The sequence below is a fragment of the Microbacterium sp. NPDC056044 genome (genome assembly GCF_042267145.1).
Lineage (GTDB): Bacteria > Actinomycetota > Actinomycetes > Actinomycetales > Microbacteriaceae > Microbacterium.
In genome coordinates this window covers 315,530-328,261 of record NZ_JBHJWZ010000001.1, presented here as the reverse complement: position 1 = coordinate 328,261, position 12,732 = coordinate 315,530, and the positions used below count along the sequence as shown (strand labels likewise).

Annotated in this window: 17 protein-coding genes; 3 read left to right on the top strand and 14 right to left on the bottom strand. The window is 73.0% G+C overall.

The window, feature by feature from the left end; all coding sequences use genetic code 11:
- Positions 1-123 precede the first annotated feature (123 nt).
- From ACFC1I_RS01515 to ACFC1I_RS01505, 3 genes are all read right to left on the bottom strand, one after another.
- Complete coding sequence (locus tag ACFC1I_RS01515) at positions 124-909, bottom strand: PH domain-containing protein (protein WP_376006083.1); 786 nt, start codon at positions 907-909, stop codon at positions 124-126.
- Between the two features lie 2 nt (positions 910-911).
- Positions 912-1,079, bottom strand: a complete 168-nt coding sequence (locus ACFC1I_RS01510; protein WP_376006081.1) for a hypothetical protein — start codon at positions 1,077-1,079, stop codon at positions 912-914.
- A 115-nt stretch (positions 1,080-1,194) separates the two neighbouring features.
- Entirely contained in the window at positions 1,195-2,244 is a 1,050-nt protein-coding gene (locus ACFC1I_RS01505) for a zinc-dependent alcohol dehydrogenase family protein (RefSeq protein ID WP_376006079.1), read from the bottom strand.
- A 54-nt stretch (positions 2,245-2,298) separates the two neighbouring features.
- Between ACFC1I_RS01505 and ACFC1I_RS01500 the strand changes: the two genes are divergently transcribed.
- Positions 2,299-2,592, top strand: a complete 294-nt coding sequence (locus ACFC1I_RS01500; RefSeq protein ID WP_376006078.1) for a DUF503 domain-containing protein — start codon at positions 2,299-2,301, stop codon at positions 2,590-2,592.
- A 1-nt stretch (position 2,593) separates the two neighbouring features.
- On the opposite strand, the gene ACFC1I_RS01495 is transcribed toward ACFC1I_RS01500, so the two are convergent.
- Genes ACFC1I_RS01495 through ACFC1I_RS01465 form a run of 7 tightly spaced genes read right to left on the bottom strand, consistent with a single transcriptional unit; the run spans position 2,594 to position 6,708 of the window.
- Positions 2,594-3,238 carry an SDR family oxidoreductase gene (locus tag ACFC1I_RS01495; RefSeq protein WP_376006076.1) on the bottom strand — a complete coding sequence of 215 codons (645 nt, stop codon included), beginning with the start codon at positions 3,236-3,238 and terminating at the stop codon, positions 2,594-2,596.
- A 53-nt stretch (positions 3,239-3,291) separates the two neighbouring features.
- Positions 3,292-3,504 carry an SCO4848 family membrane protein gene (locus tag ACFC1I_RS01490; RefSeq protein ID WP_376006075.1) on the bottom strand — a complete coding sequence of 71 codons (213 nt, stop codon included), beginning with the start codon at positions 3,502-3,504 and terminating at the stop codon, positions 3,292-3,294.
- Between the two features lie 10 nt (positions 3,505-3,514).
- Entirely contained in the window at positions 3,515-4,609 is a 1,095-nt protein-coding gene (locus ACFC1I_RS01485) for an NAD(P)-binding domain-containing protein (protein ID WP_376006074.1), read from the bottom strand.
- 60 nt (positions 4,610-4,669) lie between these two features.
- On the bottom strand, positions 4,670-5,446 hold the full coding sequence (locus tag ACFC1I_RS01480) for an isocitrate lyase/phosphoenolpyruvate mutase family protein (RefSeq protein WP_376006073.1): 777 nt from the start codon (positions 5,444-5,446) through the stop codon (positions 4,670-4,672).
- A 39-nt stretch (positions 5,447-5,485) separates the two neighbouring features.
- Positions 5,486-5,926 (bottom strand): YchJ family protein, encoded by a 441-nt coding sequence (locus tag ACFC1I_RS01475; RefSeq protein ID WP_376006071.1) that lies wholly within the window; start codon positions 5,924-5,926, stop codon positions 5,486-5,488.
- Position 5,927: 1 nt separating this feature from the next.
- Entirely contained in the window at positions 5,928-6,293 is a 366-nt protein-coding gene (locus tag ACFC1I_RS01470) for a TraR/DksA family transcriptional regulator (RefSeq protein WP_376006069.1), read from the bottom strand.
- Between the two features lie 49 nt (positions 6,294-6,342).
- A complete protein-coding gene (locus ACFC1I_RS01465; protein ID WP_376006067.1) occupies positions 6,343-6,708 on the bottom strand; it encodes a hypothetical protein in 366 nt (121 codons plus the stop codon).
- Between the two features lie 326 nt (positions 6,709-7,034).
- Here ACFC1I_RS01465 and ACFC1I_RS01460 point away from each other — a divergent pair, with 326 nt between their 5' ends.
- Together ACFC1I_RS01460 and ACFC1I_RS01455 are read left to right on the top strand one after the other, a co-directional pair.
- Complete coding sequence (locus tag ACFC1I_RS01460; RefSeq protein WP_376006065.1) at positions 7,035-7,562, top strand: hypothetical protein; 528 nt, start codon at positions 7,035-7,037, stop codon at positions 7,560-7,562.
- Positions 7,563-7,681: 119 nt separating this feature from the next.
- Positions 7,682-8,314 carry a hypothetical protein gene (locus ACFC1I_RS01455; protein ID WP_376006063.1) on the top strand — a complete coding sequence of 211 codons (633 nt, stop codon included), beginning with the start codon at positions 7,682-7,684 and terminating at the stop codon, positions 8,312-8,314.
- On the opposite strand, the gene ACFC1I_RS01450 is transcribed toward ACFC1I_RS01455, so the two are convergent.
- The 4 genes from ACFC1I_RS01450 to ACFC1I_RS01435 are packed head-to-tail and all read right to left on the bottom strand — an operon-like array spanning position 8,233 to position 12,588.
- Positions 8,233-9,585, bottom strand: coding sequence for a DUF6716 putative glycosyltransferase (locus ACFC1I_RS01450; protein WP_376006061.1), 1,353 nt, complete (start codon positions 9,583-9,585; stop codon positions 8,233-8,235). The two genes, ACFC1I_RS01455 and ACFC1I_RS01450, sit on opposite strands and share 82 nt — an antisense overlap.
- A complete protein-coding gene (locus tag ACFC1I_RS01445) occupies positions 9,582-10,454 on the bottom strand; it encodes an N-acetylneuraminate synthase family protein (RefSeq protein ID WP_376006060.1) in 873 nt (290 codons plus the stop codon). Before ACFC1I_RS01445 ends, ACFC1I_RS01450 begins: the two co-directional genes overlap by 4 nt.
- The gene (locus ACFC1I_RS01440; RefSeq protein WP_376006058.1) at positions 10,451-11,680 is read right to left on the bottom strand and encodes a cytidylyltransferase domain-containing protein; all 1,230 of its coding nucleotides are present in this window, start codon (positions 11,678-11,680) and stop codon (positions 10,451-10,453) included. The genes ACFC1I_RS01445 and ACFC1I_RS01440 overlap by 4 nt, the downstream gene beginning before the upstream one ends.
- Entirely contained in the window at positions 11,677-12,588 is a 912-nt protein-coding gene (locus tag ACFC1I_RS01435) for a hypothetical protein (protein WP_376006056.1), read from the bottom strand. Before ACFC1I_RS01435 ends, ACFC1I_RS01440 begins: the two co-directional genes overlap by 4 nt.
- Between the last annotated feature and the right edge of the window lie 144 nt (positions 12,589-12,732).

The following is a 12,732-nucleotide window of genomic DNA, read 5'->3' as shown; positions in this document are numbered from 1 at the left end:
CTCAGGCGTGGCGAAACAGCCACACGAGTGACACTCCAGGGTACCAGAACGGGCGGGTCGCCTGGGATGTTCCCGATCGGGCCGAAATGCCGCCTTCTCCGGGGCGCCGGCATCCGCCCGGCGTCAGCGCGGAAGCTCGATCGGGGCCGTGTTGGTGCGGTCCGGATCGAAGGGCACCGGCGCGGGCGCGGCCTCTCCGCGCAGCTGCGCCAGCCGCTCGTCCTCGCGCCGCTGCGCGTCGGCGAGCCAGTCCCACCCCGACGCCGAGGAGCCGCGCCGCACGTCAGGAACGGGTGCAGTCGGATTGCGGTCGTCCTCGACCGGGACGACGGTGATGGATGCTGCGGCCTCCGGCTGCGGCGGTGCCACCGGCGCGAAGGGCGCCCCCGCGAACGGGTCCATCCCGGCGCGCCCGGCGGCGCCGCGCAGGCCCGCCTGCTGGATCACGCGCTGGATCGTCAGTCCGCGCTGGTCGGGATCGCCGACGTACTTGATCTCGCGGAGGCCCTGCTCCTGCGCGGCGGACTCGAAGACGAAGTGGCCATAGCCGAAGATCCGGCCGACGAGCGGCTTGTAGACCGAGATGTCGAGGATGCGCGCGAGCGGCATGGTCGCGATGCGCTGCGACAGGATGCCGTGCACGCGGAAGACGCGCATGTTGGTGATGACGAAGCGGTCGGTGTGCTGCTCGAAGACCCGCCAGATCGCGTGGAACGTCACCGCGGCGCCGAGGAGCGCGGGCACCCACCAGGCCTGCGCCGGGACGAAGAAGGTGAGCAGCAGCACCACGATGCCGGCGAACAGCTCGAGCACCGCCGAGACCGTGGCGGCCCAGTGCTTGCGGACCTCGTCGACGACGTGCTCTCCCTGATCCGCGATCAGGTGCTTCTCGATCCGCGGATCGAACATGCTCAGCCCTGGGCGAGCGCCGTCAGGAAGTCGACGACGGCGACCCCGGCGCCCCATACGGCGCCGACGGCGCCCTGCACCGCGTTCGCCGCGTCCTGCGGCCGGGTGATGAGGTAGAACGCCGCGAACGCGATGACGAGCACCACGATGATGCGCTTGATCAGCTTCACGGTTCCGGGTTCCCTTCGACTTCTGCTGTTCTACCGTACGGAGTCCCCGGCGCGCGCAGGCACGCGGGCGCGTCGCGAATCGCGGAGAGGTGCTCCCGCGCGTCGCGAATCGCGCTCAGGGCCGCAGCAGCACCTTCGTCGCGCGGCGCTCGTCCATGGCAGCGTACGCCTCGGCGGCGTCCTCGAGCGGGAGCTCGAGGTCGAACACGCGGCCGGGTCGGATCGCGCGCGAGCGCACATCGGGCAGGAGTTCCTCGATGTAGCCGCGCACGGGGGCGACGCCGCCGTTGACCCCGACGTTGCGGTTGAACATCGGACGCACCGGCAGCTCGGGCCCGCCGTTGGGCGCGCCGACGTAGCCGACCATGCCGCCGGGGCGCGTCGAGCGCAGCGCCTGGTCCATCGACTCCTTCGTTCCGACGCACTCGAGCACGCGGTCGGCGCCGATGCCGCCGGTCAGGGCACGCACCGCCTCGACGCCCGCGTCGCCGCGCTCCTCGACGATGTGGGTGGCGCCGAACTCGCGCGCGAGGGCCTGCCGCTCGGGGTGTCGCGACATCGCGATGATCGTGGTGGCGCCGAGTCGCTTCGACGCGATGATCGCGCACAGCCCGACGGCGCCGTCGCCGACCACCGCAACCGCGTCGCCCGGCCCGACGCCCGCCGAGACCGCGGCGTGGTGGCCGGTGCCCATGACGTCGCTGAGCGTGAGCAGGCCGGGGATCTCGGCGTCCGAGACGGGTCCGGGAACGACGGCTAGCGTGCCGTCGGCGAGCGGGACGCGCACGCGCTCCCCCTGACCGCCGTCGGCGAAGCCGCCGAAGCGGTCGGCGCTCCCCCACCAGCCCCCGCTGAGGCACGACGTGCTGACGCCGTTGCGGCAGTTCGCGCACGTGCCGTCGCAGACGTAGAACGGGGCGATCACGAAGTCGCCGGGTCGCACGATCTCGACCTCGGCGCCCACCTCTTCGACGACGCCGACGAACTCGTGGCCGATGCGGTGCGCCTCGCGCGTGGGCGTGACGCCGCGGTACGGCCAGAGGTCGGAGCCGCACACGCAGGCGGCCACGACGCGCACGATGGCGTCGGCGCCGGTGGACAGCACAGGGTCGGGCACGGTCTCGACGCGGATGTCACGGGCGGCGTGGATGACGGTGGCGCGCATGACACGAGCCTAGAGCGGCGACCGTCCGCGCACACCCGCTGGCACGATGGATCCATGTGGATCGGGTGGATCGAGTTCGACCTGCTGCTCGGCGACGTCCGCTCGCTCAAAGAGAAGCGGAGCGTCCTGCGCCCTCTCGTCGCCGAGCTGAGCCGGCGCACCGAGGCGGCCGCCGCCGAGGTCGGCGAGCACGACCTGCACCGACGCGCGAAGATCGGCGTCGGCGTCGTGGCCTCGGGCTCGTCGCACGTGCGCGACGTGCTCGACCACGCCGAGCGCCTGGTCGCCGATCACCCCGAGGTGACCTTGCTGTCGGCGCGCCGCGGACTCCACTCCAGCGAGGACTGACTCAGCCGGCGATCGCGTGGCCGATGACCTCGTCGCCGCCGCCGAAGCGGATGGTCCGGCCGATCGTGGTGTCGTCGGCGATGGTCGCCGCGATCACCGCGGCGACGTCGGCGCGGGGCACGTCGCCGGAGCCCTCAGGGTCGAGGGCGATGCGGCCGGTGGGCGGATCGAGCGTGAGCGTGCCGGGTGCGAGGATCGTCCAGTCGAGCGCGCTCCCAGCGAGGTGCGCGTCGGCAGCCCACTTCGCGTCTGCGTAGGGGAAGAACGAGGCGTCGGACGCGATGCCGTGGTCGGCCCGGGAGCCCACCCACGACACCATCACGTAGCGCAGCACCTCGGCGGCCGCTGCTGCGTCCATCGAGCGGATCGCCGCGTCGCGGTCGACCGCGTACGTGCGCGACGGGTTGCCGCCACCGGCCCCGGCGGACCACACCACGACGTCGTTGCCGGCGACGATGTTGGTGAGCTGCTCGGCGTCGAGCGCCTCGACGTCCGCGACGAGCGGCTGCGCGCCGGTCGCGGCGACCTCCGCCTCGTGGTCGGCGTTGCGGATCACCGCGGTCACGGTGTGCCCCTGCGCCACGAGCAGCGGCTCGGCGAGCAGCGCGACCCTGCCGTGGCCGCCGAAGATCAGGATGCGGGCCATGGTTCCCCCTTCGTCGTGCGCCCCACGCTACGCCGCGGGCGCGGGGTCGCGCATCACGCGACGAGCGCGGCGACGCCCGCGATGACGGATGCCGCGGCCAGCGTCAGCGCGATCGCGATGAGCACCGTGTGCACGACGAGGAAGCGGGTGGGCTTGCCCTGGGCGTCGTGTGCCCGCGGGTCCTTCGCGACCCGGCGGTAGAACGTCGGCCACACGAGGACGTTGAAGGCGGCGTTGAGGAACAGCAGTACGGCGAGCAGCGTCACACGTTCGAGCCTAAGCGGCGACCGCGACCGGCTCGGCGGCGATCGCGCGGACGGCGTCGCGGCCGGCGCGGTTGGCGCCCACCGTCGACTGCGACGGGCCGTAGCCGATGAGGAACAGCCGAGGCTCGTCGATCGAGCGGCCGTTCTCGACGCGGAACCCTCCCTCGGGCGTGCGCAGGCGCAGCGGCGCGAGGTGATCGAGAGCGGGCCGGAAGCCGGTCGCCCAGAGGATGACGTCGGCGCGCTCGAACGTGCCGTCGGGCATGCGGACGCCGTCCTCCTCGATCGACGCGAACATCGGATGGCGCACGAGCACGCCGCGCGCCTCGGCCGCGCGCGCCCACGGCGTCCAGTGCATGCCGGTTACCGAGATGACGCTGCCGGGCGGAAGGCCCCGGCGCACGCGGTCCTCGACGCCGGCGATGGCGGCGACCCTGGCCGGGATGTCGAAGTCGTCCTCGACCCATTGCGGCTCGCGGCGCGTCACCCAGAACGTGTCGGCGACGTGCGAGATCTCGTCGAGCAGCTGCACCGCCGAGATGCCGGCACCGACGATGACGACCCGCCGGCCGCGGAACTCGTCCGCGGAGACGAAGTCGCCGACGTGCAGCTGCCGCCCGCGGAAGCGCTCCTGCCCCGGGTAGCGCGGCCAGAACGGGCGCGTCCACGTGCCCGTCGCGTTGATCACGTACCGCGCGGCCCACGTGCCCCGGTCGGTCTCGACCACCAGCTGGCCGCGCGGGTCCTCGTCGGCGCGGCGCACAGCCTTGACCTGCACGGGCCGGAGCACGTCGAGAGCGAACCGCTCCTCGTACTGGGCGAAATACGCGGGAAGGATGTCGCGGCTCGCCGCCGTGGGATCCGCCGGCGGCACGGCGAACCCCGGCAGCTCGTGGATGCCGTTGACCGTCGCCATGCGCAGCGACGGCCAGCGGTGCTGCCACGCTCCCCCGGGCTCGGGGTTCGCGTCGACCACGAGGAAAGTCCGATCCGCGGCGCCCGCGCGCCCGAGCGGGACGTATCCGCGGCGCTGCAGGTGGTACGCGGCCGAGAGCCCCGCCTGCCCGGCGCCGATCACGACGACGTCGACGGGTGCGGGCTCCATGTCCGGCACAACGACGATCGGCCCGCGGGGATTCCCGCGGGCCGATCGGACGCGCGCGCGTCAGTTCAGCGCGCGCGTGGATGCGGGGATGACGCCGTCCGCGTAGAGCTCGGCGGCGACGTCCTGCAGCGCCGTCAGCGCGACGCGCTGCGTGGTGGGGCCGTACGAGATGCGGGCGACGCCGAGCGCCTCGTACTCGGCCGCCGTCAGCGCGCCGGGCAGGCCGATGACGCTGATCTTGCGCTCGCCGATGCCCTCGACCAGCTGCCGTGTGACGTCGGCGTTCAGGATGCCGGGCACGAACACGATGTCCGCGCCGGCCGCGAGATACGCGCGGCCGCGTTCGATCGCGTCGGCGATCGACTCCTCGAGCGGGCGCTGGCCGGCACGCACGAACGCGTCGGTGCGCGCGTTCAGCACGAACGGCACGCCCTCCGCGGCACCGGCCGCGACGATCGCCTCGACGTTGGCGACGGCCTCGGCGAGCGGCACCAGGCGGTCCTCGACGTTGGCGCCGACGACGCCCACGCCGATGGCGCGGCGCGCCGTCTCGCCGGCGTCGCCGTATCCGGCGTCGAGGTCGGCGCTCACCGGCAGGTCGCCCACGGCCTCGACGATGCGCCCGACCATGTCGAGCGTGGTCTCGAGCGGGATCTGCCCGTCGGGGTAGCCGAAGCTCGCGGCGATGGAGTGGCCCGCCGTCGCGATCGCGCGGGTCTCGGGAAGGGCGGCGACGGTGCGGGCCGACACGGCGTCCCACACGTTGACGACGCGAAGGATCTCGGGGGCGGCGTGCAGTCGGGCGAGGGTCTGAGCTTTCTCTGCCTGAGTGGTCATGTCTGCCACGCTATCGGCGGTCGGCTCCTCGGCGACCGGTCAGGTCGGATCGATGTGGCCGTCGAGGTACCACCAGCGATCCCCCTGCCGCACGAAGCGGCTGCGCTCGTGGAGCACGCCGCGGTCGCGGCCATGGCGCCACGCGGCGCGGAACTCGACGACACCCCGCGTGTCGTCCTCGGTGCCCTCCTCGGTGTCGACGATCTCGAGCGCTGTCCAGCGCTGTGCGGCATCGAGCGTCAGCTCCGCGGGACGCGTGCCCGGATGCCACGTGCCGCTGAGATACAGCGCGTCGCCGACCACGAACGCCGTGTACCGCGAGCGCATCAGGCGCTCGGCCGTCGACGCCGGGGTTCCGCGCAGCGCGGGGGCGCAGCATCCATCGAAGCGATCACCGCTGCCGCACGGGCAGGGATCCGCGTCCGCGACGCGCGGGAAGCCGTCCGGGGCGGCTCGGGATGCCGCGGCGCCGAACGACACGTCAGACGCCCGCCTTCTCGGCGCACGACACGCAGCGCGTCGCGAAGGGACGGGCGCGAAGACGGGCGATCGGGATGCTGCGGCCGCAGTCGACGCAGACGCCGTAGGTGCCGTCCTCCCAGCGCTTGACGGCCTCGTCGATCTCGGCGATCTCGCGGTGCGCGGCCTCTTCGAGGGCGACCGCGCGGGACCACTCGCCCGACAGCGTCACGCCCTCGGGATCGTGCTCGTCATCGGCGACGTCGGCGCCGCGGTCGGCGCGCAGCTCCTCGAGGGTCTCGTCCATCGCGGCCACGCGCGCGGTGGCCGCGTCGTGCAGCTCGTCGAGGAGCGCCCGCAGCTCTGCCCTGCTCGCGGCGGAGGTCATCGCATGAGACTACGCCCGGACGCCCCGTCGGGGCCGCAGCCGTGCCGGATCAGCCCGAGACCTCCACCGTGAAGGTGACGTCCTGGATGCCGCCGTCCTCGTTCGACAGCACCACCTTCGTCGTGCCGGGGGCGACACCCTCGACGCCCGGGTTGTAGGTCGTGCCACCGTCCACGCGCCCCGCGGTGAACGTCGCGACCGACGGATCGGAGACCTCGCCCTCGTAGCTGTCGACGGCGAGAGCGCCGGTGCCGATGTTCAGCACCTGCCCCACCGCGAGCTCGACGGTCTCGCCCTGGAGGTCGCCGACGTCCCGGGTGACCGGAGCGATGACCGGCTGCGACGTGGTGCAGCCCGTGAGCGCGGCGAGCGACGCGACGAGTGCGAGCGTGACGACCGGTCCGGCGATGCGCATGGCGTCATGATGACAGCCCAGCGCCTGCACGGCCAGTGCGCGGCCGGCGTGCAGTCGGGCGATAGGGATCTCCCAGGTCGGATTGGGAACCTGGAGCCATCGCGGGGAGGCGGGAATCCCGGTCCCCTTCTCCGCGAAACCCTGCAGGCGACCAGTCGCCGGGGACCGCCCCTCGTGCCCGACACGTCGCCGGGCACGAGGGGCGGTCTCACCGACCCGCCCGGAGCCGGCGATCTGCGACACCCCCCGGACGCGATCGCCGGCTTCTTCGCCGGCGTTGTGGATAACTCCGTCGGCGGTGCGGCACCGGCGGCTAGCGTGAAGGCGTGAGGACTCGGGTGACGGCGGCCGCGCTCAGCGGGCTGCTCGTGCTCGCGCTCGCCGGGTGCACCACGCCGGGGCCGGCGGAGCCGACGCCGACGTCTGGATTCTCGAGCGAGGAAGAGGCGTTCACGGCGGCCGAGGAAACCTACCGGGCATACGTGGATGCACTCAACCAAGTGGATCTGAGCGACCCGGAGACGTTCGAGGCTGTGTACGGCTGGACGACCGGGGAGGCGAACGCCAACGAGCGGAAGTCGCTCTCCCAACTGCACGCGGACGGATGGGTCGTCGCAGGCGACACGACCGTCACGGGATTTCATCCCGGCGCAGTTACGGGGGGAATCGTTGACGCGGTTGTCTGCAGCGACGTCAGTGATGTGCAGGTGACCGACGCGACCGGGCAGTCAGTCGTTCCCGACAACCGCCCAAGCCAGTATGCGTTGCAGGTAACGTTCGTCGAGTCGTCAACGCCGACAGGGCTGAGCGTCCGCACCAGTGATGCTGTCGAGGACCCTCGGTGCAACTCCTAGCCGCTTCATTAGTTGTGCTCGCCGTCATTGGCCAGGTGCACAGCGCGCCGAGCTCCAACTGTTCGGGTTCGAGCGCGTGGACTTATTGCGACGTCGACAACAGCGGCTCAGATGTCACCGTGGGCGCGGGTGAGTCTCAGCCTGGCAAGCCCGGTGACACAGACTCCCGCCCGAATTCAGGCACCAGTCCCCAACCCGAAGCCACCGTCGAGCCCGAAGACTGCGGTCCGCTCAACCGCTGCGAGAACTACGTCGTCGCGGGCCCGCCCGACGTGACGCTCGCCGATCTCGCGTCCTTCCGGCCCGCGCAGCCGACGCTGAGCGGCGAGCCGGCCGGGTTCGGCGTGGTCGGCATGCCGACGAACCTGCTGGCCTCGGCGTCCGAGCAGCGCATCCCCGGCACGGTGCTCGGCTGGGACGTGACCGTGCGCTTCGCGCCGGTCGCGTACGTGTTCGACCACGGCGACGGCACCACGACCCGCGCGGCCACCGGGGGCGCCTCGTGGTCGCGCCTCGGCCAGGGGCAGTTCACTCCGACGGCGACCAGCCACGCGTACCAGGCCCGCGGGACGTATCCGGTCTCGGTGACGGTCGAGTACGAGGCATCCGTCGATTTCGGAAGCGGCACGTGGCGGCCGGTGCCCGGCGTGGTCAGGGCGCAGGCAGCGGGCTACGGCGTGCGGGTCGTCGAGGTGCGCACCGCGCTCGTCGACCGCACCTGCGTCGAGGATCCGGCCGGCCCCGGCTGCTGAACCCCGCCCGAGAGCGAACGGCGTGCGCGTTTCGCCGCCCGCACGACCGCGCGCAGCGGCACTCCCACGGCGTACGCCACGGCGCCCGAGGCGGACGTGTCGCTGGAGCCGAGAGCGACCTTGCGCTCCCAGGCGTCGCGCAGCGCGCCGCCGCGGCGCGCCGGCGCGGCCCGTGCCGGAAGCCGCCCCGCCGACCGCTGCGCGAGCAGTGCCTCGACATGCCCGGTCCAGTCGTCGGCCTCGGGAGCGTGGAAGTAGTTCTCGTCGAGCCACTCGGGATCCGGGTGCCGGAACCGGCGCGCGACGACGTCCTCCTCGCTCGCGAGCAGATCGGCGTCCGCGAGCGTCTCGTTGATGAGGCGCGCCGAGACGCCGAAGCTGTCGAGCGCGATGACGGGGATGCCGCGGGCGATCGCCTCGATCGCCGCCGTGGAGCTGACGGTGACGAGTCCCTCGGCGGTGTCGAGCGCGGCGCCCATGGATCCGGTCGAGGTCACGAGGTTGGCCGGCAGCGGCCCGAGCGAGGCGAGCAGCTCGGGGTAGCCGTCGACCTCGGCGTGGGTCTGGTGCTCGCCCGACGCAGCGCGCAGCTTCACCACCACGCGCCGCGACGGGTCCGCTTCGGCGGCTCGCACGAGCATGCGCGCGACCCGCAGCCGGTCCTCGCGCTCGGCGGGGACCTTCGCCTGCGTCGCGAAGACGAGGTCGGTGCCGTCGGCGTCCGGACGGCCCCCGCCGCCTGCCGTGACCGCGCCGCGCGCGAACGGCAGCGTCGCGAGGGCGTAGCGGTGCGCGTAGCCAGTGCGCACCGACAGCGCGCCGAACTCCCGCACCTCGCGGCGCGAGTGCACGACGAACAGGTCGGACTGCAGCCGGTACACGACGGCCTTGCGCGTCGCGGGGATCGAGATGCCCGGAAGGCCCGTCACCACGACCGGTCGCGGATCCTGCGCGGCGAGGTCGCGCGCGAGCACGCGCACCAGGGGTCCGCGGGCGCCGATCACGACGGCATCCGCCTGCAGCTCGGCGAGTCGGGCAGCGAGGCCTGCGTAAGACACCCGCTCCACGCGCTCACGCGGCAGCCCGCTCCCGGCGAGAGCCGAGGCGAGTTGGGAATCGCTGACCACGAGCGGGGTGTCGAGCACCAGGAGCGCAGCATCCCATCGCTCTCCGACACCCCCGAGGAGGGCGGCCGCCCACTTCACGTAGGAGTCGGTGTCGGCGATCGCGACGACCCGGGGCCGCTCGCCCTCTGCCCTGCGGGGGCTCACGCGGGGACGCGGCGCAGCTTCGCCATGGGGGCGAGCTCGCCCGGGTAGACGCGCTTCACGCCGTCGCCGAGAGCCGCCTCGATGACACGGATGTCGCGCACCAGGTGCTGCAGACCCGCGGGCTCGAGCGACGCGGCGTGGTCGGAGCCCCACATCGTGCGGTCAAGGGTGATGTGGCGCTCCACCGCGACGGCGCCGAGGGCGACCGCGGCGAGCGAGATCTGCAGGCCGCGCTCGTGGCCCGAGTAGCCGACAGGCACGCCCGGGAAGCGGTCGCGCAGCGCCGGGATCATGCGGAGGTTGGCCTCTTCCGGCTCCATCGGGTACGTCGACGTGGCGTGCATGAGCACGAGGTTGTCGGTGCCGAGGATGGCGATGGCGGCCTCGATCTGCTCGATCGTCGACATGCCGGTCGAGAGGATGACCGGCTTGCCCGTGGCGCGGAGCGCCTCGAGCAGCTCGACGTCGGTGAGCGAGGCGGAGGCCACCTTGTGCGCGACGACGCCGAGGTCCTCGAGGAAGGCGACGCTCGGCACGTCCCACGGCGACGCGAACCACTCGAGTCCGCGCAGCAGCGCGTGGTCCGAGATCTCTATGTACTGCTCGCGGTCGAACTCGACGCGGCGACGGTAGTCGAGGTACGTCATGCGGCCCCACGGGGTGTCGCGCGGCATGTCGCGCATGTGCTCGGGCGTCGCGATCTCGGGCGTGCGCTTCTGGAACTTGACCGCGTCCGCGCCGGCGTCGGCCGCCACGTCGATGAGCCGCTTGGCGAGGTCGACGTCGCCGTTGTGGTTGAGCCCGATCTCGGCGATGACGTACGCGGGGCGTCCGCCCCCGACGACGCGGGATCCGATGGTGACGGTCATGAGGCCTCCAGTGGTGCTGTGGGATGTGCAGAGGTGTGAGAGGTGGCGACGACGGCGTCCCGGCCGTTCAGCACGCGCTCGGCGAGATCGCGCACGGCGCCGGCGCCGCCGGAGTGGTCGAGCACGACGCGCGCAGTCGAGAGGACGAGGGGGTGCGCATCGGGCACCGCGACGGGCCAGCCGACGATCTCGAGGCAGCCGAGGTCGTTGACGTCGTTGCCGAGATACGCGATGCGCGAGAGCGGGATGCCGCGCTCCCCCGCCCACTCGCGCAGCACCGCCGCCTTGTCGGCCGCGGCCTGTCGCACGTCGACGCCGAGCTTGCGGGCACGGGCCGCCACGACGGGGTTCGCCTCGGTCGAGAGGATGAGGAACGGGATGCCGGCGGCTCGCAGCATCCCGACCCCCATGCCGTCCGATCGGCTCACGGTGACGGACTCGACGCCGTTCTGGTCGACGTGCACGGTGTCGTCGGTGTGCACGCCGTCGAAGTCGGTCACGACCGCGTCGACGGGGATCGAACCCGCGCGGGCGCCGAATGCGTCGCGGTCGACGAGGGGCGCGAGCGCGCGAGCGAGCTCCAGCTCGTCGAGCGTGTCGATCTCGATCGCGGTCCGCGGGGCGACCTCGGCGATGCCCACGCTGCCGAAGAAGCGGTGGTTCGCGGCCCGGAAGCCCGCGGCACGCATGACGTAGAAGGCGCCGGTCTCGAGGTAGTGCGGTTCGCGGTCCTGCCGGCGCGGGCGCACGTCGATCTCGTGGTTGACCGGCTCGGCCGCACTGCCGATGCCCTTCTCCCACAGGAATCCGTAAGTCTCGACGGCCGAGAAGACGCTGTCTCGTCGTCGCGAGCGCACCAGCTGCACGGCGGCGGTCAGCGCGTCGACGTCGATGAACGGCGAGGTCGCCTGCAGGAACACGAGGACGCCCGCGTCGACCTTGCGCGCTTCGAGCGTCTCGAGGGCGTGCACGAGCGCGCTCTCGCTGCTCGCGAGATCGCCGGCGAGGTCAGCAGGCCTCTCGACGACCTCCGCGCCCCATTCGGCGGCGACGGCGGCGATGTCGACGTCGTCGGTGGTGACGACGACGCGGTCGACCGCCGGGCAGCGTCGTGCCGCCTCCACGGCGCGCGCCACGAGCGGCACGCCGCCGACGCGCTGCAGGTTCTTGCGCGGGATGCCCTTCGAGCCGCCGCGCGCGGGGATGATGGCGACGACCTCGCTCATGCCGTCGCCTTCCCGGCCGAGCGCCGTGCGCGGCCCGTGTGCACGGCCGCCCCGGTGCCCGCGAGCACGAGCGGGAGCGTCGTCGTGGTGCTCGACGGCAGCGTGTGCACGTCGAGGGGACCCCGCGCGCCGGCGAGCACGAGCTCGACGGGCAGCCCGGTCTGGTGGATGCGCAGCTCCGGCACCGTCGCGACGGCGTCCAGCTGCTCCGCGGTCTCGCGCCGGTGCGGGAGATACACCGCGCCGCCGGCCGCGGCATCCCGCACCCACCGGACGTAGTCGAGCAGCAGCATCCGTCCGTCCACCGGCAGCGCGCTGCCGAGCACGACGCGACGGCCGAGCTCGGGGGCGGCCGGCGCGCTCCGTCGGGTCCAGGAGAAGTCGTGGCGACGGATGCCGAATCCCTGGTCCGCGAGGGCGTCGAGGCGGTCGGCGCCGAGGTCGAACGCGGTGAACATCGCCGCGCGGCGCGCGGTCGCGCGGCGATGCACGAGCTCGGCGGCGAACGGGGCGGCGACGGTGGTGAGTCCGCGCTCGTCGATGTTCGGGCGCGCGTAGGGGCGGCGGCCGAGGAGCGTGTCGGCGTACGCGATCGCATGGGCGCCGTCATCGAGGAAGGTGATGCGGTGGGGACGCAGCACCGCGGCCGCGAGGCGGAACTGGCCCGAGAAGCCGTCGCCGACCAGCCAGTGGCCGTGGCGGGCGAGCAGGTTCCACGGGATGCCGAGGTACGGCTCGAGCGCGCCGAAACGCGCACCACGCGACAGCAGCTCGTCGGCGGTGGCCGAGATCTGCGGCGTCAGCCGGCCCGCGACGGGGACGGCCGCGTGGTGGGCGGCTGCCCATTCCGCGGCGCCCACGAGCTGCAGCGGCGACTCGACCCACGCCAGCACATCCTCGCGACCCATGGGGCGCCTCCTCCCGGCCGGGCCTCAGGATCGGGCTCGGCGCTGTCTCCCCACGGTGGGCGCCGGACGTGAACGCGACGGGTCCTCGCGGGCGACCGGCGCCGGTCCGGCAGGTGAACGGCGGGTAGCGAAGCGTCGCGTCGG